Annotated in this window: 22 protein-coding genes and 4 pseudogenes; 11 read left to right on the top strand and 15 right to left on the bottom strand. The window is 40.7% G+C overall.

The window, feature by feature from the left end:
* Window positions 1-47: 47 nt before the first annotated feature.
* From PN838_RS21640 to PN838_RS21650, 3 genes are all read right to left on the bottom strand, one after another.
* Entirely contained in the window at window positions 48-488 is a 441-nt protein-coding gene (locus PN838_RS21640) for a DUF4381 domain-containing protein (RefSeq protein ID WP_272181948.1), read from the bottom strand.
* Window positions 489-559: 71 nt separating this feature from the next.
* Window positions 560-1453, bottom strand: coding sequence for a DUF58 domain-containing protein (locus PN838_RS21645; protein ID WP_272181949.1), 894 nt, complete (start codon window positions 1451-1453; stop codon window positions 560-562).
* Window positions 1454-1462: 9 nt separating this feature from the next.
* Window positions 1463-2419 (bottom strand): AAA family ATPase, encoded by a 957-nt coding sequence (locus PN838_RS21650; protein WP_272181950.1) that lies wholly within the window; start codon window positions 2417-2419, stop codon window positions 1463-1465.
* Between the two features lie 261 nt (window positions 2420-2680).
* Here PN838_RS21650 and fadI point away from each other — a divergent pair, with 261 nt between their 5' ends.
* Window positions 2681-3991: an acetyl-CoA C-acyltransferase FadI gene (fadI, locus tag PN838_RS21655; protein ID WP_215965107.1), complete on the top strand. Its 1311-nt coding sequence runs from the start codon at window positions 2681-2683 to the stop codon at window positions 3989-3991.
* A 58-nt stretch (window positions 3992-4049) separates the two neighbouring features.
* Window positions 4050-6216 (top strand): annotated as a pseudogene (fadJ, locus tag PN838_RS21660) (fatty acid oxidation complex subunit alpha FadJ).
* Window positions 6217-6380: 164 nt separating this feature from the next.
* Here the strand turns inward: fadJ and PN838_RS21665 are convergent.
* From PN838_RS21665 to msrA, 4 genes are all read right to left on the bottom strand, one after another.
* Window positions 6381-6833 (bottom strand): transcriptional repressor, encoded by a 453-nt coding sequence (locus tag PN838_RS21665; protein WP_215965105.1) that lies wholly within the window; start codon window positions 6831-6833, stop codon window positions 6381-6383.
* Between the two features lie 157 nt (window positions 6834-6990).
* Complete coding sequence (locus PN838_RS21670) at window positions 6991-7887, bottom strand: ketopantoate reductase family protein (RefSeq protein WP_272181951.1); 897 nt, start codon at window positions 7885-7887, stop codon at window positions 6991-6993.
* Entirely contained in the window at window positions 7877-8194 is a 318-nt protein-coding gene (locus PN838_RS21675) for a VanZ family protein (RefSeq protein ID WP_272181952.1), read from the bottom strand. The genes PN838_RS21670 and PN838_RS21675 overlap by 11 nt, the downstream gene beginning before the upstream one ends.
* Window positions 8195-8336: 142 nt before the next feature.
* Window positions 8337-8873 (bottom strand): peptide-methionine (S)-S-oxide reductase MsrA, encoded by a 537-nt coding sequence (gene msrA / locus PN838_RS21680; protein WP_215965102.1) that lies wholly within the window; start codon window positions 8871-8873, stop codon window positions 8337-8339.
* A gap of 164 nt (window positions 8874-9037) precedes the next feature.
* On the opposite strand from msrA, the gene PN838_RS21685 reads away from it, so the two are divergent.
* The 3 genes from PN838_RS21685 to PN838_RS21695 all read left to right on the top strand — a co-directional run bounded on the left by PN838_RS21685 (window position 9038) and on the right by PN838_RS21695 (window position 10550).
* Window positions 9038-9712: a DUF2982 domain-containing protein gene (locus PN838_RS21685; protein ID WP_272181953.1), complete on the top strand. Its 675-nt coding sequence runs from the start codon at window positions 9038-9040 to the stop codon at window positions 9710-9712.
* Window positions 9713-9815: 103 nt separating this feature from the next.
* On the top strand, window positions 9816-10145 hold the full coding sequence (locus PN838_RS21690; RefSeq protein ID WP_215965100.1) for a hypothetical protein: 330 nt from the start codon (window positions 9816-9818) through the stop codon (window positions 10143-10145).
* 201 nt (window positions 10146-10346) lie between these two features.
* Window positions 10347-10550 (top strand): hypothetical protein, encoded by a 204-nt coding sequence (locus PN838_RS21695; protein ID WP_215965099.1) that lies wholly within the window; start codon window positions 10347-10349, stop codon window positions 10548-10550.
* 153 nt (window positions 10551-10703) lie between these two features.
* Here PN838_RS21695 and PN838_RS21700 read toward each other — a convergent pair whose 3' ends face one another.
* From PN838_RS21700 to PN838_RS27640, 7 genes and pseudogenes are all read right to left on the bottom strand, one after another.
* Complete coding sequence (locus PN838_RS21700; protein WP_272181954.1) at window positions 10704-11993, bottom strand: putative bifunctional diguanylate cyclase/phosphodiesterase; 1290 nt, start codon at window positions 11991-11993, stop codon at window positions 10704-10706.
* Complete coding sequence (locus PN838_RS21705) at window positions 11980-12327, bottom strand: PAS domain-containing protein (RefSeq protein ID WP_272181955.1); 348 nt, start codon at window positions 12325-12327, stop codon at window positions 11980-11982. Before PN838_RS21705 ends, PN838_RS21700 begins: the two co-directional genes overlap by 14 nt.
* Before the next feature lie 26 nt (window positions 12328-12353).
* Window positions 12354-12623 (bottom strand): PAS domain-containing protein, encoded by a 270-nt coding sequence (locus tag PN838_RS21710; protein ID WP_334313550.1) that lies wholly within the window; start codon window positions 12621-12623, stop codon window positions 12354-12356.
* Window positions 12539-12919 (bottom strand): hypothetical protein, encoded by a 381-nt coding sequence (locus PN838_RS21715; protein WP_272181956.1) that lies wholly within the window; start codon window positions 12917-12919, stop codon window positions 12539-12541. The genes PN838_RS21710 and PN838_RS21715 overlap by 85 nt, the downstream gene beginning before the upstream one ends.
* Window positions 12920-13073: 154 nt before the next feature.
* On the bottom strand, window positions 13074-15134 hold the full coding sequence (locus tag PN838_RS21720) for an insulinase family protein (RefSeq protein WP_272181957.1): 2061 nt from the start codon (window positions 15132-15134) through the stop codon (window positions 13074-13076).
* Window positions 15073-15327, bottom strand: coding sequence for an insulinase family protein (locus PN838_RS27635; RefSeq protein WP_370661125.1), 255 nt, complete (start codon window positions 15325-15327; stop codon window positions 15073-15075). The genes PN838_RS21720 and PN838_RS27635 overlap by 62 nt, the downstream gene beginning before the upstream one ends.
* A 45-nt stretch (window positions 15328-15372) precedes the next feature.
* Window positions 15373-15737, bottom strand: a pseudogene (locus PN838_RS27640) (insulinase family protein); the annotation flags it as partial.
* A gap of 226 nt (window positions 15738-15963) precedes the next feature.
* On the opposite strand from PN838_RS27640, the gene sixA reads away from it, so the two are divergent.
* Window positions 15964-16446 (top strand): phosphohistidine phosphatase SixA, encoded by a 483-nt coding sequence (sixA, locus tag PN838_RS21735; protein ID WP_272181960.1) that lies wholly within the window; start codon window positions 15964-15966, stop codon window positions 16444-16446.
* Window positions 16447-16469: 23 nt separating this feature from the next.
* On the opposite strand, the gene smrB is transcribed toward sixA, so the two are convergent.
* Window positions 16470-17069: an endonuclease SmrB gene (gene smrB, locus PN838_RS21740; protein WP_252736642.1), complete on the bottom strand. Its 600-nt coding sequence runs from the start codon at window positions 17067-17069 to the stop codon at window positions 16470-16472.
* 95 nt (window positions 17070-17164) lie between these two features.
* On the opposite strand from smrB, the pseudogene prmB reads away from it, so the two are divergent.
* From prmB to PN838_RS27650, 5 genes and pseudogenes are all read left to right on the top strand, one after another.
* Window positions 17165-18099 (top strand): annotated as a pseudogene (prmB, locus tag PN838_RS21745) (50S ribosomal protein L3 N(5)-glutamine methyltransferase).
* Window positions 18100-18154: 55 nt separating this feature from the next.
* Window positions 18155-19256: pseudogene (gene aroC / locus PN838_RS21750) on the top strand (chorismate synthase).
* Between the two features lie 27 nt (window positions 19257-19283).
* Complete coding sequence (locus PN838_RS21755; protein WP_272182683.1) at window positions 19284-19739, top strand: MFS transporter; 456 nt, start codon at window positions 19284-19286, stop codon at window positions 19737-19739.
* Window positions 19740-19928: 189 nt separating this feature from the next.
* Window positions 19929-20849 carry an elongation factor P hydroxylase gene (locus tag PN838_RS27645; protein ID WP_272181961.1) on the top strand — a complete coding sequence of 307 codons (921 nt, stop codon included), beginning with the start codon at window positions 19929-19931 and terminating at the stop codon, window positions 20847-20849.
* The gene (locus PN838_RS27650; protein WP_272181962.1) at window positions 20815-21075 is read left to right on the top strand and encodes an elongation factor P hydroxylase; all 261 of its coding nucleotides are present in this window, start codon (window positions 20815-20817) and stop codon (window positions 21073-21075) included. Before PN838_RS27645 ends, PN838_RS27650 begins: the two co-directional genes overlap by 35 nt.
* The last annotated feature ends 99 nt before the right edge of the window (window positions 21076-21174 follow it).

Raw genomic sequence — 21174 nt, forward strand, 5'->3', positions numbered from 1 at the left:
CACGTGTTTGATTATTATCAGTCACTTTTGGCAGAGGTAAATTGTACTCAATCCAAGGCACGAGCCTGTTGTTGATAACGTTCAGAATGTGCTTCGTCACAGGTCGCTTTGTAGGCTAGGGTCAATAAATCTGAATCTATAGTATGTCCTTTGGTGCCCTGACTATTTAACCATTCAGCCCATTGAGAACCGGTTAAGTTGGCAACATCTTGTCTTGGCGCATAGGCTAATACTACGCGCTTTAATATATTGTTGATCACGGTAACCTGTTGCAATGGAGTTAACGTTTTATCCATTGCGGTTAATTCACGAAGTGCTTGTTTTTTAGCTTTAGATTGCTCAAATTTTGTTTTTATCAATTTAAAAAGTATAAACGAAGCGGTCAGTAGCAATATTAAAACCAGATACCAACCCCAGGCTAATGGCCACCATCCGATAGGATCCGGTGTTTGTATGTCGTTTAATTGAGATAATAAATCGGGTTGCATTGTTGTTCTCTATAACTGTTCGTGCAGTGGTGTGCCAGCACAAATGGGTAACCAACGAATTTTGAATTGAGTTAAATTCTGTTTTTGTTGGTTAAACCTACTTTTGCAAGATTCTGATACTGTTCAAGTTGCGAGTCAGAGTCGATTTGCTTAACCAATTGGCCATCGGTAACGGATATGGAGCCAGCAGCAAGTTTAGGTAAGCTATGTTCAATAGGGTCATTAACCCAACAGGCAACAACTTCACAGTGTTTTTGCAACTGAAATAAATGTTGCAGGGCAGTATCGTTGACATGCTGAAAGTCACTGATTAGATAAACTAAGCTACCAGTGTGGGCTACCCGGCGTAAGTGAGCACATGCTTCGGTAAACTTGGTTTCAAGCTCTGTCTGATCAAAAGCGTGTTTGTGATCAAGTGGCAGTAAGTTATGGGTTTTCTGCAAACCGTCCAACCATTTTAAAACCGCTTGCTGTCGACTTTTTGGTTTACTTTCCAGTAGGCCGTTTTCAGACAGCACTAAGCCACCGATTTTGTCGCCATTTTGCATTGCTTTCCAAGCTACCAATGCACTTAAATGGCAGGCCTGAACAGACTTAAATAGTAGCTGACTGCCAAAGCGCATACTGGGTAATAGGTCGCAAAAAACAAAAATAGGTCGGTCTTTTTCTTCCCTAAATATTTTTGTATGGGTTTTACCTGTGCGGGCGGTGACTCGCCAGTCGATTGTACGGACATCGTCGCCGGGTTGATAATGCCTAGCTTCGTCAAACTCCATACCTCGGCCTTTAGTTTTAGCCATGTATTGCCCAGACATGTGGTGTTTCACCTTGCTGCCGGGTTTATTGTTTAACAAGTGGGTGTATTTTTGATACATCACAAGTTCAGCAAAAGATAGCTGCCAACCGCTTAGTTCGTTTTGTTTTAGCCAGTCTAAATAGTGGCTATTTACATCTACGGATGCCATGTTGCTTTCCTAAGGTACCGCGACTAATTCGAGTATCCGGGCCAATATTTGATCAGCAGAAATGCCAGCCGCTTCGGCTTCATAACTTAATAGTATGCGATGTCTTAAGCTATTAAAAAATACACCTTGAATGTCGTCTGGTGTGACAAAGTCGCGACCATCTAGCCATGCTGTAGCGCGTGCGCATTTGTCTACCGATATTGTTGCTCTAGGTGACGCACCAAAACTGATCCATTTTGCTAATTGCTCGTCGTACTTTTCAGGTTGGCGCGTGGCAATGATTAAATCAACTAGATACTGCTCAAGTTCCGGAGCTAAGTGAATTGATAAAATTTCTTTCCGCGCAGCAAAGATATCCGCCTGACTTAACGGGGTTGGTTTAGGCACTTGTTTATCTAACGCCTCACCACGGGTTAAGCGTAAAATTTCAATTTCTGTTTCGGCGCTAGGGTAGTCAATATTCAGATGCATTAAAAAGCGGTCTAGCTGAGCTTCAGGAAGCGGGTATGTACCTTCTTGTTCCAGCGGGTTTTGGGTGGCCATTACCAAAAATAATTCTGGTAGTTCGTATGTGGTTTTACCGACCGTAACTTGGCGTTCCGCCATAGCTTCTAATAAAGCTGACTGAACTTTTGCCGGCGCTCGGTTAATTTCATCGGCTAACACTATGGTTGTAAAAAGAGGTCCTTTTTCAAAAACAAACTCACCAGTTTCAGGGCGATAGATATCTGTACCTGTTAAATCGGCTGGGAGCAGGTCTGGGGTAAATTGGATACGGTGAAATTCACCTTCTAATCCGTTTGCCAATGCGTTTATTGCGCGGGTTTTTGCAAGACCTGGAGGGCCTTCTACCAATAAATGTCCATCTGCCAACAGGGCAATCAATATTGCCTTAGTAAAATCGGGTTGGCCAATGACTTGTGAATCCAAATATTTTTTTAATTGTTCGAATCGCGATACCGACATTTGTCCTACACTTCCTATTAAGATTTACTGGAGTTTGGGATTAACACTTTTTAATATAAAAGTGTTATTACGCCCTATACGACTAATCTGTAGTTATATGGTTCCATATAAAAAAACAAGTGATGTTTTTTCGACCGAACGGAAATTAAGCAATAAATAACGGTATTCGTTAAAAAATATGAGTTTTCTCTTTTACTTTTGAAAAGATATGGTTAGAATCTGCCTTAACTAGAGGTCTGACCAGATAAAATTGGATATAACATGACAGCAAAAAGATTAGAAACAAGAAACGGTGACCGCATAGCGGTTGTTGCAGGTTTACGTACGCCATTTGCAAAACAAGCAACGGCTTATCACGGAGTACCCGCATTGGATCTTGGCAAAATGGTTGTATCAGAAATGTTGCAGCGCTCAGAACTCGATCCTAAAGCAATAGAGCAATTAGTATTTGGACAAGTTGTGCAAATGCCAGCTGCACCCAATATTGCCCGGGAAATAGTGTTGGGCACAGGTATGGATGTTCATACAGATGCTTATTCAGTGTCTCGAGCATGTGCGACGAGCTTCCAGTCAACTGTTAATATCTGTGAGTCAATTATGGCTGGCCATGTTTCTATTGGTATTGCCGGTGGCGCCGATTCCTCGTCAGTATTGCCAATTGGTGTGAGTAAAAAGCTAGCCCGTGCATTAGTTGATTTAAATAAGGCGCGAACACTCGGTCAACGCTGGAACATCATTAAAAAAATTAGATTTAAAGATTTGGCTCCTGTGCCGCCAGCGGTAGCTGAATATTCAACGGGCTTGTCAATGGGACAAACAGCTGAACAAATGGCAAAAACTCATAACATCAGCCGTGCTGACCAAGACGCTATGGCTCATCGTTCGCATTCTTTAGCGACTAAAGCGTGGGAAAGTGGCGTTATGCAAGATGAAGTTATGACAGCACACCCAGAACCGTTTAAACAATTTATCGACATGGATAACACCATTCGAACCAATTCAACGGCAGATGGATATAGCAAGTTGCGCCCAGTTTTCGACCGTAAACACGGTACTGTGACAGCAGCTAACTCTACCGCGTTAACTGATGGCGCTTCCGCTATAATGTTAATGTCAGAAAGCAAAGCAAAAGCCCTTGGTTATGTGCCACTTGGTTACATTCGTAGCTTTGGTTTTGCCGCTATTGATGTATGGGAAGACATGTTAATGGGTCCTTCATACGCAACACCAATTGCATTAGAGCGTGCTGGCATGAACTTGGGTGATTTAGACTTAATCGAAATGCATGAAGCATTTGCAGCGCAAGCATTAGCAAACATGAAAATGTTTGGAAGCAAAAAGTTTGCGGAAGAGAAGTTAGGTCGTAAATCGGCAATTGGCGAAATTGATATGGCGAAGTTTAATGTTAATGGCGGTTCATTGGCTTATGGTCATCCGTTTGCTGCGACAGGGACACGTTTAATTACGCAAACTATTAATGAATTGCGCCGCAGAGGCGGTGGTGTTGGTCTAACGACAGCATGTGCAGCTGGTGGTCTAGGCGCTGCAATGATTGTAGAAGTTGACGGCTAACAGATTTAATTAGAACAAATTCGAGATTCACCAAATTCGAGAACGAATAGGAACTCACATGACAGAACAAAATTCAAAATCCGCGTTTAACTTAGAAGTGTTAGACAACGGAGTTGGCATCATTCGTATCGATGTGCCAAACGAGTCAATGAACGTTTTAAAAGCAGAATTTGCCGAGCAAGTAGAAGCAATATTTGCTGAAGTAAAATCAAACAGTGCGGTTAAATCGCTAGTACTAACGTCTGGCAAAGACAATTCGTTTGTTGCAGGGGCCGATGTAAAAGTCCTTGATTCTTGTTCAACACAAGACGAAGTCAAAGCGATAGCGCAAACAGGGCAACAACTATTTGATCAAATCGAAGGCATGAAAATGCCAATCATTGCGGCTATTCATGGTCCTGCATTAGGCGGTGGCTTGGAATTGGCAATGGCGTGTCACGGACGTGTTGTTTCTGATTCGTCTAAAACGGTTTTGGGGTTACCTGAAGTGCAACTTGGCTTGCTTCAGGCTCGGGGGAACACAGCGTTTACCTAAACTTGTTGGATTGCAAAAGGCACTTGATATGATGTTAACTGGCAAGCAATTACGTGCTAAACAAGCCCTTAAAGCCGGTCTTGTTGATGATATGGTGCCTGTCAGTATCTTGCTCGAAACCGCAATTGAAATGGCACTTAAAGGTAAACCTAAACGTAAACCAGTAAAACGCGGTTTAATGTCGACTTTGTTAGAAAATAACCCGTTTGGCCGAAAGGTCGTATTTGACCAAGCAGCTAAGCAAGTTATGCGTCAAACCAATGGTAATTATCCTGCGCCGATTAAAATTATTGAATGTATTCGTACGGGTATAGAAGTCGGTTATCGACAAGGTTTAGATATTGAAGCGCAACGTTTTTCTGAACTTTGCATGACGGCTGAATCAAAAGCATTGCGCAGTTTGTTTTTTGCGACCACAGAAATGAAAAAAGAAACCGGTGTTGCTGGTGTCGAGCCATTAGTGATTCAAAAAGCAGGTGTGCTAGGTGGTGGGTTAATGGGCGGCGGTATTGCGTTTGTTACCACGACGAAAGCTGGCGTACCGGCTCGAATAAAAGATATTGCCCACGAGGGGATACGCAACGCATTTAAGTACAGTTACGACATTTTAAATAAAAAGGTTAAACGTCGTTTTATGTCATCTTCGGAAATGCAAAAACAACTGTCGTTATTATCTGCAAGCACTGACTTTGTAGGTTTTAAAGACAGCGACATTGTTGTAGAGGCTGTGTTTGAAGATTTAACTCTAAAACAGAAAATGGTTGCAGATATCGAAGAGAACTGCAAAGAGTCAACCATATTTGCATCTAATACATCTTCATTGCCAATTCGAGAAATTGCGGCCAAAGCCGCGCGTCCTGAAAACGTAATTGGTCTACATTACTTTTCGCCGGTAGATAAAATGCCACTGGTTGAAGTCATTGCAACAGATAAAACTTCTGACTTAACCATTTCTACTACCGTTGAATTTGCGCGTCGTCAGGGTAAAACACCAATTGTTGTAAAAGATGAGGCTGGATTTTTTGTAAACCGTATACTTGGTTTATACATGAACGAAGCAGCAAACATTGTGATGGAAGGTGAGCCGGTTGAGAAAATCGACAAGGCGTTAACTAAGTTTGGATTCCCTGTGGGCCCTATGACTTTGCTTGACGAAGTTGGTATTGATGTTGGCGTGAAAGTATCAAGCATTCTATTTGATGCCTTTGGTGAGCGCTTTACGCCGCCAGCGGCGATGGAAAAGCTTATGGCCGACGACCGTAAAGGCAAAAAGAACCAAAATGGGTTTTATCTTTACGGTAAAGCAGCCGCACCTAGCTTAGTGGATAAGTTAACGTTTAAACGTAAATCGAAACAAGTTGATGAATCGGTATACCGTGTCTTGGGAATTACGCCGTCGAGTAAAATGTCATCTGAAGACATTGCAGAGCGCTGTGTCATCCAACTGTTAAATGAAGCTGCACGTTGTTTAGATGAAGGCATTGTCCGTTCAGCACGAGATGGCGATATTGGCATGATCTTCGGAACCGGTTATCCGCCATTCCAAGGTGGTCCATTTAAGTATATGGATAGCTATGGCATCGACAACTTAGTCGCGACGTTGAAAAAACACCAAGAACAGTTTGGTGACCGTTTTGCGCCATGCGATAGCTTGGTTAAAATGGCCGAAGAAGGTAACACCTTCTACTAAAATAAAAGCGATTTAGTGAGCTGTTGGTATTTTAGTTACCAGACCTAAACATTAAATTTGGTTAAAGCTTACGACATAAAAAAGGTCAGATACCAATGTATCTGACCTTTTTGCATTTGTCATTTGACCTTTTGCAGTTCAGCTTTAGGTCATACTTCGCACGTTTATTGGCACTTTTTACACAAACCTTTTAATTCAATTTGTTGGGTTGTTAATACAAAACCAGACCGTTCGACACTGCTTTTAAGCTGTTCCATTACAGAGTTTTCAATACCGACCTCCATAACGGATTGGCAGTTTTCACAAATTAAAAATTGTGGGCTGCGGTGGCTGTGGGAACAGGAGATATGAGAGCATGCGATATACTTATTGGCGGACGTAAGTTTATGGACTAACGTTAACTCCACTAGAAAATCCAGGATACGATAGACCGACATCGCCGGCATGGATTGGCCAAAATTTTCCTTGTAGATCTCAGCTAATTCGTAGGGAGAGACGGCTTCGTCTGAACTGATAATACATGCTAAAACATTTTCACGCTTACTCGTTAGCTTAACACCTTGTTCTGCACAGGTTGTTTTGGCTTTTTCTAATATTGGGTTTGGATTTACAGTCAAAATTCACCTACAGAATGGGTTGAGTTAGATACATTGTATTGTTTTCTATTTTAGATACAAATTTTGTGTTTTACACGATTGTTAAAGTCAATTGTATCCTTGAATTGAAGTTGCGTGTACTAATTATGTCTAACAGATTAATTGTTATTAAACTTAGTTAACCACCAAGCTTTTGTATCTGCCTCACTAGCGCCTGATTTACAGGGACATCAATTTTATATTGATTTGCAAGCTTGCACACATAGCCATTAATAAAATCAATTTCGGTTTTTCTATTATTTGTTAAATCTTGATACATCGAAGAGTAATTTTTAGCCGTTGACTTAATGACGCTGTTCACAAGATCGATCATGGTGTTTAAGTCAAAATCTACACCATCAAAGCGAGCAACGTTTATGACCTCTTCAACGATCGTATTAAGTTGTTGCTGAAACGTTTGAGCTGCAAGTTCACCATTGGTAACACGGTTGATGGCCGTCAGCGGGTTAATGGCGCAATTTATAATTAGTTTTTGCCACAATATCGTTGGCAACTCCTCGGCTTGTTCAGCAACTAAAAATAGTGATTTAAAGTCGTTGATATTGAGAGCGCTGTGAGGAGAATGAGTAACAATTGACTGCCACTGACTTTGGCCGATAGCGGCTAAAATAATGTTGTTTCCTTGATGATTGACGCCACTGCTTGTTGTGCAAAAGTATACATTGCAGTTTGGTTTAACTTGCAATAGTTCAAGTACGTCCGGAATTGTTCCCATGCCATTGTGACATAGGACGACATTGGCATCGTCAGCTAAGCTGCCTATAACGTCGGCGATGGCGTTTACTATGTCATAGGCTTTGACTGCTACCACTAAATTGTTAATCGTTTCATCGTTTCGTAGACGCCTCGGTAAGGGCAATCGTATTTGTTGTCCCTGCAAGTCGATAAAGGTTTTTTCACTAACAGATGAGCGACGAGTGAGTACAGTAACGGCGTGATTGGGTAAAACATTGACGGCACAAAAAGAACTGATCGCACCTTGACCAACAAAGTGCCAATCTCGATTATTTGGCATTAGCTGGTTTCCAAAATTTACTTACGAGTTTTTCAGCATATGGTTTAAAGACAAAATAATAGACTAGGCAACCTGACATGTCGGCAACAACATCAGCTAGGGATGCTTGTCTATTAGGCAGTGTACTTTGAATAAGCTCAACTAGAATGCCATACACTAAGGCGGCTCCAATTCCCCAGATTTTGGCGAGAGTAAAAGCAAAATCAAATAAAAATGACAAGCCCGAAAAAGCGATGAAATGACCCACTTTATCAATGTGAGGGATCTTGATGCCGGTATCCAAATGGGGATTAAAAAATAAGTACATTGAATAAATGAACGCGATAACAAAGGCGGTTTTAAAAAAGTAACTTTTAGACATGAAGCTCTTTAAATGAGGTAACACAATTTGACTGTATGTTACCCCACATTAAATTTAAATTTAACTGAGTATCTGTACTTAGCAGGTTTTATTTTAAGAAGTCGCTAAACTTTTGTTTAAACTTGTTTAGTTTTGGGTTTACGACCAAAGCACAGTAAGGTTGTTGCGGATTATTCTCGGCATATCCTTGGTGATACTCTTCTGCCGGATAGAAGATGGATATAGGTTCAACTTCAGTTACGATGTCACCATCCCAAATGTCGTGGTCATGAACGTCGCTAATTTTGTTGATGGCAGTTTGGCGCTGAACTTCGTCGTGATACAAGATTATCGACCTGTATTGTGTTCCAACATCATTGCCTTGGCGGTTAAGTTGCGTTGGATCATGAAGTTGAAAAAAGAAATCGAGCAATAAATCGTATGAAATAATATCAGCGTCAAATGTCACTTGGATAACTTCAGCATGCCCAGTTTGACCACTGCAAATTTGCTGATAAGTTGGGTTGTCTACTTGACCGCCTGAGTAACCAGACACTGCTTGTTGCACACCGCGAATTGCATTGAGGGCGGATTCGATACACCAAAAACAACCGCCACCAAAAGTTGCCAATTGAATGTTTGACATATACATTGCTCCATAAATGATTTTTGTTAAAAAACTGCAAGTAGATTAATACAATATGAAGTTACAAACCAATTGTCCAATCTGTCGAATGATGCGCGCTGCTCTTTTGTGGTGTTTAATTTGTTTGGGCTTCTATTTTATTTTTAAACCTTTTTAAGACTGCAATGACCCAACCTATTTTTATTGAATCAACAGACAGCGACAATTCAGAAACCTTCATAAAATTTGGTTTTGGGCTAGCTGGAATTAACTTTGTTGTGCATTTTGGCTTTTTGTCTCAATTGTATATTGCCAATATGTTTTTATATGGGTTTGCGATAGCAATGCTGTTATTAGGCTATCTAAAACGCAGTGAACCACGACATAGATTAAAACTCGCGGGTGATGGCTTAACTTTTTATCACCGAGCCAACACGGTTTTTGTTCCGTGGGAAAACATCCAGCGGGTCGGTATTCCTGCCCAAGATCGCATCGATGGTGGCAAGGAATATGACTTTATAGGCATTAAGGTTAAGGATCCTGAGTTATTTTACGATACGTTTCCATTGCGCTTAGCGTCAAAATTACTGATTGAACAAAGGCCGCTGTGGCTGGCTTTAGCCGGTAAGGGATGCGCAACAGGGCAGTGTGTGCCAGAGGATTTTATTGATTCTGTAGAATGTAAATTAGGGGCTAACCGTATTTATCGAGGACTTATTGCTATGTTTGTTCATCGTTCTGAGAAACTAAACGAATTACTTGGATTTCATTTTTATATCAACAGTAATGGAATTTCTGGTACACCAGCTAACGCATTGAAATTAATACAAGACACTAAAAATGAAAATATGAATCGATAAATTACTGTGTGTCCTTGATCAATTTAGTTCAAAACGCTAGAGTTATATTATAAGTAACATTTTTTGTTTGTTTTTGAAGGCAAACTAGAGGCTGAAGGTAGTTATGTCCGATATCCCATATATTCGAAGTGGTCGGAATACCATTATTCATAAGATCAGAAAAGTCGATCTTATCATTCAGAATGATATAGAGCACCCTAACGTAAAAGTAACGCAAAATGGCGTTCAAGCTTATGATGGCCCTGTACCAAGAAATAGACGTGAAGCGAAAGACGCTTATGTTGAAGTCGTAAACGTATCGAGCCCTGATGTTTTTGGTGAACCAAAAACATTAATGTTTGTGCAATGTCTAAATGGCAAAGAGTACAAAGTTGATTACTCTAAAGCGGGTACACCGCTGTTTATTCGAGTGCATCAGCAAAGCTACATATAATGAAAAACATGTAAGAAAAGCCGCAGATGCGGCTTTTTTATGCCTAAAATTGGCCAAATTGATCATTTGGTTTCAGTAGCTACAAATTTTATATTTTGGTAATAGAAGTAAATACTCTAAAAACGAGGGGTTTCCCTATCGAATTGAAATTACTTCAGCGATATAATTGATCACTTCATAAATATTGACTGGGTTTTAAAGATGTTTGTTTTGCTTATGATGGTTGCCGTTGTTTGTTTTTCTGTGTATTTGTCAATTGAAGCGATGAAAAATGGCATGTGCGAGAAGCGTTGGTTTGTCGCTGGCATGTGTTTTGGTCCAGTTGTTTGGCCTATGTTTAATGTTAAAAAGCAAATGTTGTTACGCAAGCAACAAGGCATTGACGGCGTAAGTTTACGACTTTAAATCTGATACCTTCATATTTACCGCATGATCAAGGCGTGAATACGCTAACGCGTAAATAGGAGGGGGACTCATCTGTTTGATAAATGCAAATGGGTCCATTGAATACCCTCAATAAAGCTTGGTAGATGAAGCGAGTTTATATCTTGTGAACCATTATTGGGCCTTTTTCAACACAGGTTGTTGATTTGCCGCAAAGTGAGCCAATTCTTTTGAAGATAGTGGTTTAGAGTACAAGTACCCCTGCAGGACATCACATCCCATCTCAGCCATTAGCTTTTCTTGAGTACTCGTTTCAACTCCCTCAGCAACGGTCGACAAGCTTAGATTTCGTGCAATAGTGATAATCGTATCGATCATTGCTCGGCCGACGCTAGTACCTGCATCATCAACAAAGGCTTTGTCAATTTTTAAGGTATTAAGTGGGAACTTGCGCAGGTAAGACAACGAAGAGTAGCCGGTACCAAAGTCGTCCATAGCCAACTGAATTCCTAAAGCTCTAAGTTCATGCATAACTTGAATGGCATGTTGCGGATCGTCCATTACCGTACCTTCGGTGATCTCCAACTCTAGATTGTTCGGGCTTAATCCAGTTTCTAACAATATTGATTCAATTCGATGAATTAGATTGGGTAGGTTAAATTGCCTAGCTGATAAGTTGACCGCGACACGCCCTGACATCAAGCCTGAATCGATCCAACGTTTCATGTCGGCACAAGCTTTTCTTAGGACGACTTCACCAATCTCGACAACTTGCCCTGTCTCTTCGGAGATCGGAATAAATGTGCCTGGACTAACCAAAGTACCACTTGGAGAGATAAAGCGCACCAGAGCTTCCATACCAACTAATTTGCCGGTGCTGAAACTCATCTTAGGTTGGTAATACACATGGAAGTAATCTTCTTTTAATCCCTGACGAATTAAATTTTCTACCTGCAAACGTTTAACAGCTTGTTTATTCATCTCTTTATTAAAGAATAAGTAGCGATTACCTTTTTCTTTGGCGTGATACATAGCGGTGTCAGCATTACGATGCAAGGTTTCAGGTTGTTGACCATCATCTGGATATAAGACAATACCGATACTGGCAGCGACAACAAATTCATGTTGTTCGATTCGGAATGGATTTGAAAGAAGTCGAAGCAACTCTTTGGCAAGAATTGTCACTTTATGAATGTCGTTGGTACCTTCCATTGTAATAGCAAATTCATCGCCGCCAAGACGATATAAAATACATTGACTGTTGGTGAGTGGCTTTAACCGTTCGGAGATCTTCACCAATAATATATCACCAAGTACATGACCTAAAGAGTCGTTAATTTTTTTGAAATCGTCGACATCAAATACCAATATTGCGGTTTCTAATTGTTTGTCTACGCATTTTTGCAAACGCGAGAAGAATACATTTCGATTAGGTAGACCTGTTAACGTATCAGTGCGCGCCATTTTTATGAGTTTGGCTTCCGCTTTTTACGCATAGTCGTGTCGGATACAACCGCGACATAGTTTGTAATCGCGTTTTCATCATTTCGGATACAGTTGACCGTGACAAAAGCGATAAACATATTGCCATCTTTTCCTGACCGGTGACGTCTCCCTGCCAGTTCCCAGTTTTATCGACAGCCGACTTAATATCGGTAATAAGCGAAGGGCTGATGGAGTTAAAGTTAAGCTTTTTACCAATAAGGTCACTAGAACTGAAACTGGTGATTTGGGTATAACTAGGGTTAATATGGATAACATTAAAGTCAGAGTTGAGGATAACCACGCCATCGGTCAAGCTTTGAATGCTTCGGGCAAATATCTCTAGATTGCTTTCGGTTTTTTTATTTGGTGAATATCTTTAAATGCACCAGTCATACGAATCGGGTAACCCGCGGCATTAGACGAAACAACTTTACCTTTGTCTAAGATCCAGCGCCACTTGTCATTGCTGCCTTTGATCCGATACACACATTCAAACTCATTAACTTCGCCATTGAGGTGGAGTTTTAGCTTTTCGACAACTTTTTCGACATCTTGTGGATGAATATGCGGTCTGTTTGGCGGAAAATCAGAAGGGTCGATATTTGGCAGGGGTAAGTACCTGCGCCATTTGTTCTATGAAGGCTGCCCCTGTGGATATTCCAATCCCACATTTCATCGCCACTTGCCCATAAAGACAAACGCAATCGCTCTTCGCTTTCAGTAATTTGACCTTGATATTGTCTGAATCGGTATAAACCGTAGACCAAGTAACCCGTAAGGCATAATGCAAACAGGATAAAAATCGACAAGACTGCTCCATCAGAAAACAGTTTTTCGATTACATTTGAGATTGATTCGGTTTCTAACGCGTAAGTGTTAAAACTTACAAGGCTTGAAACAGCCACAATTTTATTGTTATTTTTTTCAGTGGACTTAGCACAACGACGACTACAGCTAGTTAAACGCTGATTCAAATTACCTTATGGATGCGCTACTGTCAAAGTTTGGATGCGAGTTGGCAAGCTTTTATCGTTAAATATATGATTAATTGATCGAATTTTATTCGGTTGATATTTGGTAGCCAGTGGCGAACTGCTCCAATAGATTGGTTTTTGCCCATTGTTGCAATTCATCTAAAGTTGCCAGTTGCAGTTCTTCTACTATTCGAGACTTGTGATTAAACTCATAATCTTTGTTGCCAACACTAACCCATAATTGTTGACACTTTTGATTTAAATTGGCGGGTTGTTCTTGATATTGGTGAATTACGGCCTGTTTATGAGCGTTAAATTCGTCTAACTCTAAATGATCTAACTCTTTGATAAAGCCTTCGATACAAAGGCCGATATGCCGTTCAAGTTCGCTGTTTTCAACTTCATGTGATTGCACATAGACAACAAGTCCTAGGACATTGCATAAAGGCATATAACCACTACCTGCGAGATAACCTAATTGTTGCTCGGTGCGTAAATAGTTAAATGCATATGGCGCTAAAATTTGTGAACATAGAATAAACCATGCTTTTTCAACGACGTCGGTTTTATCGTCTACGGTTTTGTTGCCCTGTAGGTAGATAATTGCGGCGTTGTCACTGTGTTCAACCGGAACGCGTTGTTTTTCTACACCAATCCTATCAAGTTTTACATTTGCTCGAACATTTTCCTCGACCTTAGTGGCATGGCTAAAACGTTGTTCCACTAAGGCGTTAATATTTAGAGCTTGTTGAGTATTCCAGTTACCATAAATGAGCATCTCTGCATTAACCGCATTAAATAGTGTGCTATGGAACGCTAAGAATTCAGCAAAACTGACATCAGCTAAAATCTCTGCGAGTTCTAAACTATTGGCCACTTTAGGGATTAAAGTTGAATTTAAATGACTAAATAAAAGGCTAATGGGGCGATTCGACTCACTATTGTTCCAGTGTTTTATCAACTGACGTTTAATCTCTTTAAACCGACTCTCGACAAAATTTGGTTTCAACATGGTATCAATTAGCGTTAAAAGTAGCTCATGTTGTCGGTTACTCAAGCCTGACGTATAGATTGTGATGCCACCGTTATGTGCATAGATATTATAATAAAGCCCAGCCATTTCAGCTTGGTAATGTTGTTCAGATACCGAGTCTAAAAATAAGTCACAAAACATCCGCATCATTGTTTGGTTACGTTTGCTAGCGATGCCATTTGGTAAGTCTAGGCCGAGGTAAATATTGCCCTTTGGTACGCGATAACTAACATCTTGTTTAAACCACGTTTTCCAACCCAATTTGTCTTCTATGTTAATAGGGGTAAGACTATTAAAGTCGAGCTGTTCTAACTTTATCTCTCCTCCCAAATAAGGGTTTTCTGGGGGCAGTTGGAAATTAAAATCACTCCAACTTGTGTCATTCAATAGTTTCCTAACGTCCAAATCAATATCGGTAACGGCATAGGGGGTATGGTACCAAGGTGCTTTATGTTGCGTATGGATTGACTGACTTACTAACGTCACACGAAAGTTGTCAGCATTTAAGTAGCCTAAAATTTCCTGCCATTGTTGGATGTTAAAGCCGTCCATCCGATAATCTCCAGACAGATAGTCTACTTCTGGATAATGTTGCATATTGAGGGCAATTTGATTGGCAAGTTTGGTCGCTTTAATTTCTTCTTGGTAGTTAAAACTGACTTGAGTCAAAACTTGTTGTTCGTCATATAAATAGGCTGCGGGCACTGTTTGTTTCAAAAAATTTAGGTAGGCAAAAGTAATCTCTAAAATATCGTCAATATTTTCTTCGCCTAACTCGGTTAATTCCAGAGACAAATTAAAGTCTTTAAAATTATTGCCACTAATGCCGTTCCCAGCGGTTAAGGCGTTTATATATTCTTTGTTGTCTAACGCTTCGTATAACGACCCTTTCCCTTCATAACCAATGATATGCGCCACAAAACTCAGCATCTTTGTGTTGTACATATAATTCATGTCAGGCATCGAGAACGTCACATTAAGTTTGTGGATCTCTTTAACTGGATGGATTCCAATAAATTGATTTAATTCTTGGTCGCGATAAAGTGGTGGTTCAATACCTTGACTTGGCGAACTTCGGATCGTTGGATTTAATTGCAGAAAACGTTGTCGCAATTAAATCACGCATCATTTCTATAGGTTCTGCAGTGACTATCGACACTGTCATATATTGAGCTTGATAATTTTGGTGCCAAAATGAAAATAATTCGTCGGCGACAGGTCGGTCAGGTAAATCTGAAAGAGTATGTTTATTGCCAACTGAAAATTTATGGAACGGATGGTCAGGATTACTCGTTTGTTTATGCACCTGTTGGATACGACGACTGTCATCTTGCAGTTTTAGTTTATATTCTTCATGGATAGCTTCTTGCTCACGCGATAGGGCGTCATGACTGAACAAAGGCTCGATAAACATATTAGCAAACTGGTCGAGAGCAGGGGCAAAAAATTCTGGATGAACATCAAAATAAAAACAGCTGTGTTCTGTGCCAGTCCAAGCGTTACACATCCCACCGTGTTGCCCAACAAAATGACTTAGCCCGTTCACTTCTGGGTATTTTTGCTGCCATTAAACAATAAGTGCTCAACAAAATGTGCAAAACCCGGGCGGTCAACGGGATCATCAAAATGTCCCGTATTCACGACCAGTGAACAGGCGTTTTTATGGCAGTCATCTTGTTCAACTAAAACAATTCGAAGGCCATTATCTAACGTCATAGCCAAATAATTTTTGTTGTCGTTGGGACTAATATTCAATGTTTATATCTCGTTTGGTTCTCGAAATACCGCAGCATTATGTATCTCTTTATCCTAGCTGTTTTTTTCAAGAAATCGAGATATATAAATAAGATACGTGCTGAAACAATTAATTTCATAAATTAATGGTCAATAATTGGTGAATTAATTATAGTAGTCACTAGTGTAGGCAAGACAACTAGTGACAATGGCAATTTATCTTTATATCGTTCGACACGGAGAAGCTGAGTCAATCGCAGCCGAAGATCAACTTCGTGTGCTCTCAGAACATGGCCGCTGGGAAGCAAAACGTACAGCACTGTGGTTGAAAACGCAGCTTGGACAGTTTCAACAAGTCTATGCCTCGCCGTATATTCGCGCCCAACAAACGAAAGATATTATTATTGAACGTGGTCCAGATGCGTTAGATATAGACGTAATTGTGGATTTGATCCCGGAGGGGGATCCAAAAGTCGCAATGGATTTTGTTTTGGCTAGTATTGATAAAAACACCGTTGATGACATAAATATTCTATGTGTTTCGCATATGCCTTTGGTGAGTTATTTAATCGGCGAAATAACAGGTTACACACCCATAATGGCGACGGCGGGCGTTGCAAAGATTAAAATTAACCTCGATAAATGGAATGGTGTGTTAGAAACGCTGATCGCCCCTGAACAAATGTTGTAATTGCAACTTACCAGTCTACTGATTTACCGCTTTAACAAAAACTGCAAATCCTCGCCTAAATCAATAATTATGACAATTGCGCCTTGGCCGCCCCATTCGAGCGGTGCTTGATGTAATGCGGCAACATCAGGGTGTTGCAGTAAATAATGTGGGATTTTTCGTTTTAGAACGCCGCCCCCAACACCATGAACGATACAAGCACTTAATAATTGTTCTGTTTTGCATGTTGTGATCAAGTCAGCTAAATCTCGTTTAGCGCTTTCTTTGGTGTGACCATGAAGGTCTAACACGATATCGGGCTGAATTTCACCGCGCCTAATGAGTTTTGCTAGGTAACTGGGTTGTCCCGGTTTAACAAAACTTAACGTCTGCTCGAAATCGATCAAAGGTTCGTATTCTTCAGAAAAGTGAAAGCGGGTCGCTGCTAGCTTATCGTCCTTATCGATATTCTTTCTATCTTCTTCCTTAAAGTTTGAAGCTAAAGCTCTATTTTGCTTGCTGAGCGCTTTCCCAAAGTGTATTTTGTCTTGCTTGAATGGTTTGACGCCCTGCATCTCATCAGCAAATGTACTTGGCAAAGATGGACTATCATCTTTTTTGTTGAGTAAATCTTTAAAATTCAAATTTTTTCAGACATTTTGCGAGAAAGTTTAAGCAATATAGTGCGGGGTATTGTAAATTAAGCTGGTGAGTACGACCAGATTAATTAGGGTTTTTGATGCAAAAAGAGTTATCTGAGCTAACAATATTGCTCGAAGAAGCAGTAACTGAACTTCAAACGGTTAACGATCTAATTCGTTGGTCGGTAAGTCGATTCAATGAAAGCGACATTTATTTAGGTCACGGAACCGATAATCCGTGGGATGAAGCCGCCCAATTAATTACCTATGCGCTGAGTTTACCACCTACAATGAATGAACATTTATTGCAGGCGCGCACGACATTAAGTGAACGTAAAAATGCATTAGGTCTTATTGAGCAGCGTATATTAACCAAAAACCGGCAGCTTATTTAACCCAAGTATCCTATTTTTGTGGTCTGCCATTTTTTGTCAATGAAGATGTATTAGTGCCGCGTTCGCCAATTGGTGAATTGATCACAAATAATTTCGAAGGGCTCATTTCAAAGACGCCTTTGAGAATAATGGATTTGTGTACGGGGTCAGGATGTATTGCAATTGCGACAGCATTTGCTTTTCCAGATGCAACAATAGATGCGTTGGACATTAGTCCTGAGGCACTTGCTGTTGCAGATGAGAACATCCATAGGTTACAGGTTGAAGATCGAGTATTCCCTATTATGTCTGACGTTTTTGCGTCAGTAGAGGGACTTAAATATGATCTTATTGTATCTAATCCACCTTATGTGGACTTAGAAGATCTAGGTGACATGCCGGAAGAATTTCACCACGAACCGGAAATTGGTTTAGGCAGTGGTAATGACGGTTTGGACATCACACGTATTATTTTAAAACAAGCTGCTGCACATTTAGAAGATAATGGATTGCTTATTGTTGAAGTTGGTAACTCCATGATCCATTTGCAAGCCGAATTCCCAGAAGTCCCATTTAATTGGTTGGAATTTGAAAATGGCGGTATTGGTGTATTTGCCATAACCAAGCAGCAATTAATTGATCATAAAGATTTATTTTAGCCGTTTTTGATAGCGGTTTAATTAAAAGAATAATTTAGAAAAGAAAGAGGGCGTAATGGCTGGAAATACCATCGGTGAAGTGTTTAAAGTAACAACATTTGGCGAAAGTCATGGTAATGGCTTGGGCTGTATTATAGATGGTTGCCCTCCAGGGTTGGCGATATCTGCAGAAGATATCCAGCGCGACTTAGATCGACGTAAACCTGGTACCTCACGTTTCACAACACAACGCCGAGAAGCGGACGAAGTGAAAATTTTAAGTGGTGTTTTTGAAGGGGTTACAACTGGCACTTCAATTGGTTTGCTAATCGAAAATACAGACCAACGTTCAAATGACTATTCGAATATTAAAGACAAGTTTAGACCTTAGTCATGCGGACTATACCTATCACCATAAATACGGTGTCCGAGATTACCGAGGCGGTGGTCGCTCGTCAGCTCGAGAAACAGCGATGCGTGTTGCCGCTGGTGGTTTTGCCAAAGCATGGTTAAAACAACATGCTGGAATCGAAATATTCGGTTATATGGCACAACTTGGTCCAATTGCGATTGAGTCAGTAGATCCGACTATTATAGAAACAAACCCGTTTTTCTGCCCTGATGAAAAAGCCGTAGAAAAATGGGATGAGTATATGCGAGACCTTAAAAAGCAAGGTAACTCGGTGGGTGCAAAAATTACCGTTGTCGCTAAACAGGTGCCGGTAGGACTTGGTGAACCCGTATTCGACCGCCTAGATGCCGATATCGCTAAATCCTTAATGAGCATTAATGCTGTTAAGGGAGTAGAAATTGGTGATGGCTTTGGTGTCGTTGAGCAGAAAGGTTCAGAACACCGCGACGAGATGACCCCAGAGGGGTTTAAATCTAATCACGCAGGCGGTATTTTGGGCGGTATTTCAAGTGGTCAGGATATTATTGCGCACATCGCATTAAAACCAACGTCAAGTATTAGCGTTGAAGGCGAAACGATAGATGTCAATGGCCAAACCCAGCCAGTAGTTACTAAAGGTCGTCACGATCCCTGTGTTGGCATTCGCGCCGTACCAATTGCTGAGGCTATGTTAGCCATTACTTTAATGGATCACTTTTTAAGAAACAGAGCTCAAAATGCGGACGTAGTTGTGACAACGCCGGTTATCCCTGCGTCTGTAAAGTAATTACATGGATAATATAAAACTGAGTTCATTGGTGCCAGCGGCAGCAGTGAACTTTTTTATTATGGCTTTCTTGGCGGCGTGATCTCGTATCTCGCTGTCTTTTTGAGTTCACGTGGATTCACGTCGACCGAAGTTGGAACCTTAATAGCGTCATATACGTTTATCAGAATATTTTCGGGTCAACTATGGGCCTACTTGGCCGATCTCCAACAGAACCCCAAACGATACTTTCAACTTGCGGTCATAATTTCATTTGTAGCTCTGTTACCTGCGGTTTTTATCGATATTAAGTGGGTGACCAACATTTCAATGATTTGTGCCTTTGTCTTTTTTATGGCGGCGGTGTCCCAGATTGAAGTGTTATCGCTGGTGGCAACAAAAAGCAATCCAACTATTTATAACAGAGTCCGATTATTTGGCAGTATTGGTTTTATTGTTGCGGCAATAGCGGTGGGCACAATTGTCGATATTTATGGACCATAGGTGTGATCTTGTATGTGGGTTTAGGGCTTATTTTTCTGACGTATCTAACAAGCTTATACCTCGATAATGGAGATCCGTTAGCCCATGACGAACTTGGCGATAGCGAAGGGTTTTTTAAACGTTGTTGTACGGTTGGTTTTGGCTCGTTCTTGATTGCGTCAATATTACTGCAAATGAGTTTTGCGCCATATGTTGGTTTTTTCACTCAGTATTTGTCACAACATGAATATCCAAGGCACTGCGACTGGCATTCTATTTGCGCTAGGAACGTTTGCTGAAATTTTTATGTTTCTCATTGCCGGTCATCTATTAGCAAGATATAGCCTTAAGTTGCTTATGGTTGTTTGTTTGATGTTAACGGCGCTTCGTTGGCTATTAATGGCCTATTATATCGATTTTGTCATTGTTGTTATTCTTACCCAGATTATTCACGCAGTGAGCTTTGGGTTAATGCACAGTTCAAGTATCCATTTTGTTCGACGTTATTTTCCTAAGCGGATGCAAAATCAAGGGCAATTTATGTACCTTGGGATCACCTTTGGTATTGGTGGCGCACTTGGTGCTTGGGTTACGGGCATGACTTGGAACGAAGGACTTGGAGGCAGTGACACCTTTGTCTGGGCTAGCATGGTTGTCTTGGTTGCAGGATTAGTGATTTTAATGACACCCCGCAAAAATTTCAATTTGAACCTGACAAAGTCCAAGTATAATAGCCATTTTGAGCTGAAGTTAAATTTCGTGAGTGAAGACGAGCCTGTGAAAGAATATGCTGACCTAATCGCCATTTTTGAGCAAACTTTTTTTGCTAAATACAATACTAAACTGGTCTTAGGCGGCAGTGAACCCATTTACTTGCCTGCTAATACGAGTGACCTTGGGCTTGACGCACAGCCCTATGCACAAGTGGTTTTTGCCCATGGCTATTTTACCAGCGCATTGCACGAAATTGCCCATTGGTGTTTAGCCGGAATGCCGAGGCTGAATAAAATTGATTATGGTTATTGGTATTGTCCCGATGGCCGCACTGCAGAGCAGCAAGCCAAATTCCAACAAGCGGAAGTCAAACCTCAGGCCATTGAAATGGCGTTTAGCCTTAGCCTGTGGCATTAAATTTAATGTCAGTTGTGACAACTTATCAGGCGATGAATTTGGTCGTCAACCTGATCACATTGCTTTTGAACAAGATGTTGCTCGCCAATTTAAAGCTTATCTAGCTGATCGCTTTCCACCTCGGGCAGAGTTATTTATCGCGGCACTGAGTCAATTCTATCAACAGGATATTTACGGTCATCAGGAAGCTCTAGATATAGCAAACCGACAAACAGAGGTTGCTTAAAATGACGCAGCTAACAAAAAATTCAGCAAATGATAAAACAAACGCACAAACCAACCCACTGAGAAAAAATTTCGATTAGGGTTAATTATCAATCCTTTA

It is taken from the genome of Psychrosphaera algicola, assembly GCF_028401425.1.
GTDB lineage: Bacteria > Pseudomonadota > Gammaproteobacteria > Enterobacterales > Alteromonadaceae > Psychrosphaera > Psychrosphaera algicola.

Coding starts and splice junctions, on each gene's coding strand:
- PN838_RS21640 (WP_272181948.1), bottom strand. CDS start 488: ATGCAACCCGATTTATTATCTCAATTAAACGACATACAAACACCGGAT.
- PN838_RS21645 (WP_272181949.1), bottom strand. CDS start 1,453: ATGGCATCCGTAGATGTAAATAGCCACTATTTAGACTGGCTAAAACAA.
- PN838_RS21650 (WP_272181950.1), bottom strand. CDS start 2,419: ATGTCGGTATCGCGATTCGAACAATTAAAAAAATATTTGGATTCACAA.
- fadI (WP_215965107.1), top strand. CDS start 2,681: ATGACAGCAAAAAGATTAGAAACAAGAAACGGTGACCGCATAGCGGTT.
- PN838_RS21670 (WP_272181951.1), bottom strand. CDS start 7,887: ATGCCAAATAATCGAGATTGGCACTTTGTTGGTCAAGGTGCGATCAGT.
- PN838_RS21675 (WP_272181952.1), bottom strand. CDS start 8,194: ATGTACTTATTTTTTAATCCCCATTTGGATACCGGCATCAAGATCCCT.
- msrA (WP_215965102.1), bottom strand. CDS start 8,873: ATGTCAAACATTCAATTGGCAACTTTTGGTGGCGGTTGTTTTTGGTGT.
- PN838_RS21685 (WP_272181953.1), top strand. CDS start 9,038: ATGACCCAACCTATTTTTATTGAATCAACAGACAGCGACAATTCAGAA.
- PN838_RS21690 (WP_215965100.1), top strand. CDS start 9,816: ATGTCCGATATCCCATATATTCGAAGTGGTCGGAATACCATTATTCAT.
- PN838_RS21695 (WP_215965099.1), top strand. CDS start 10,347: ATGTTTGTTTTGCTTATGATGGTTGCCGTTGTTTGTTTTTCTGTGTAT.
- PN838_RS21700 (WP_272181954.1), bottom strand. CDS start 11,993: ATGGCGCGCACTGATACGTTAACAGGTCTACCTAATCGAAATGTATTC.
- sixA (WP_272181960.1), top strand. CDS start 15,964: ATGGCAATTTATCTTTATATCGTTCGACACGGAGAAGCTGAGTCAATC.
- PN838_RS27645 (WP_272181961.1), top strand. CDS start 19,929: ATGTTGGTTTTTTCACTCAGTATTTGTCACAACATGAATATCCAAGGC.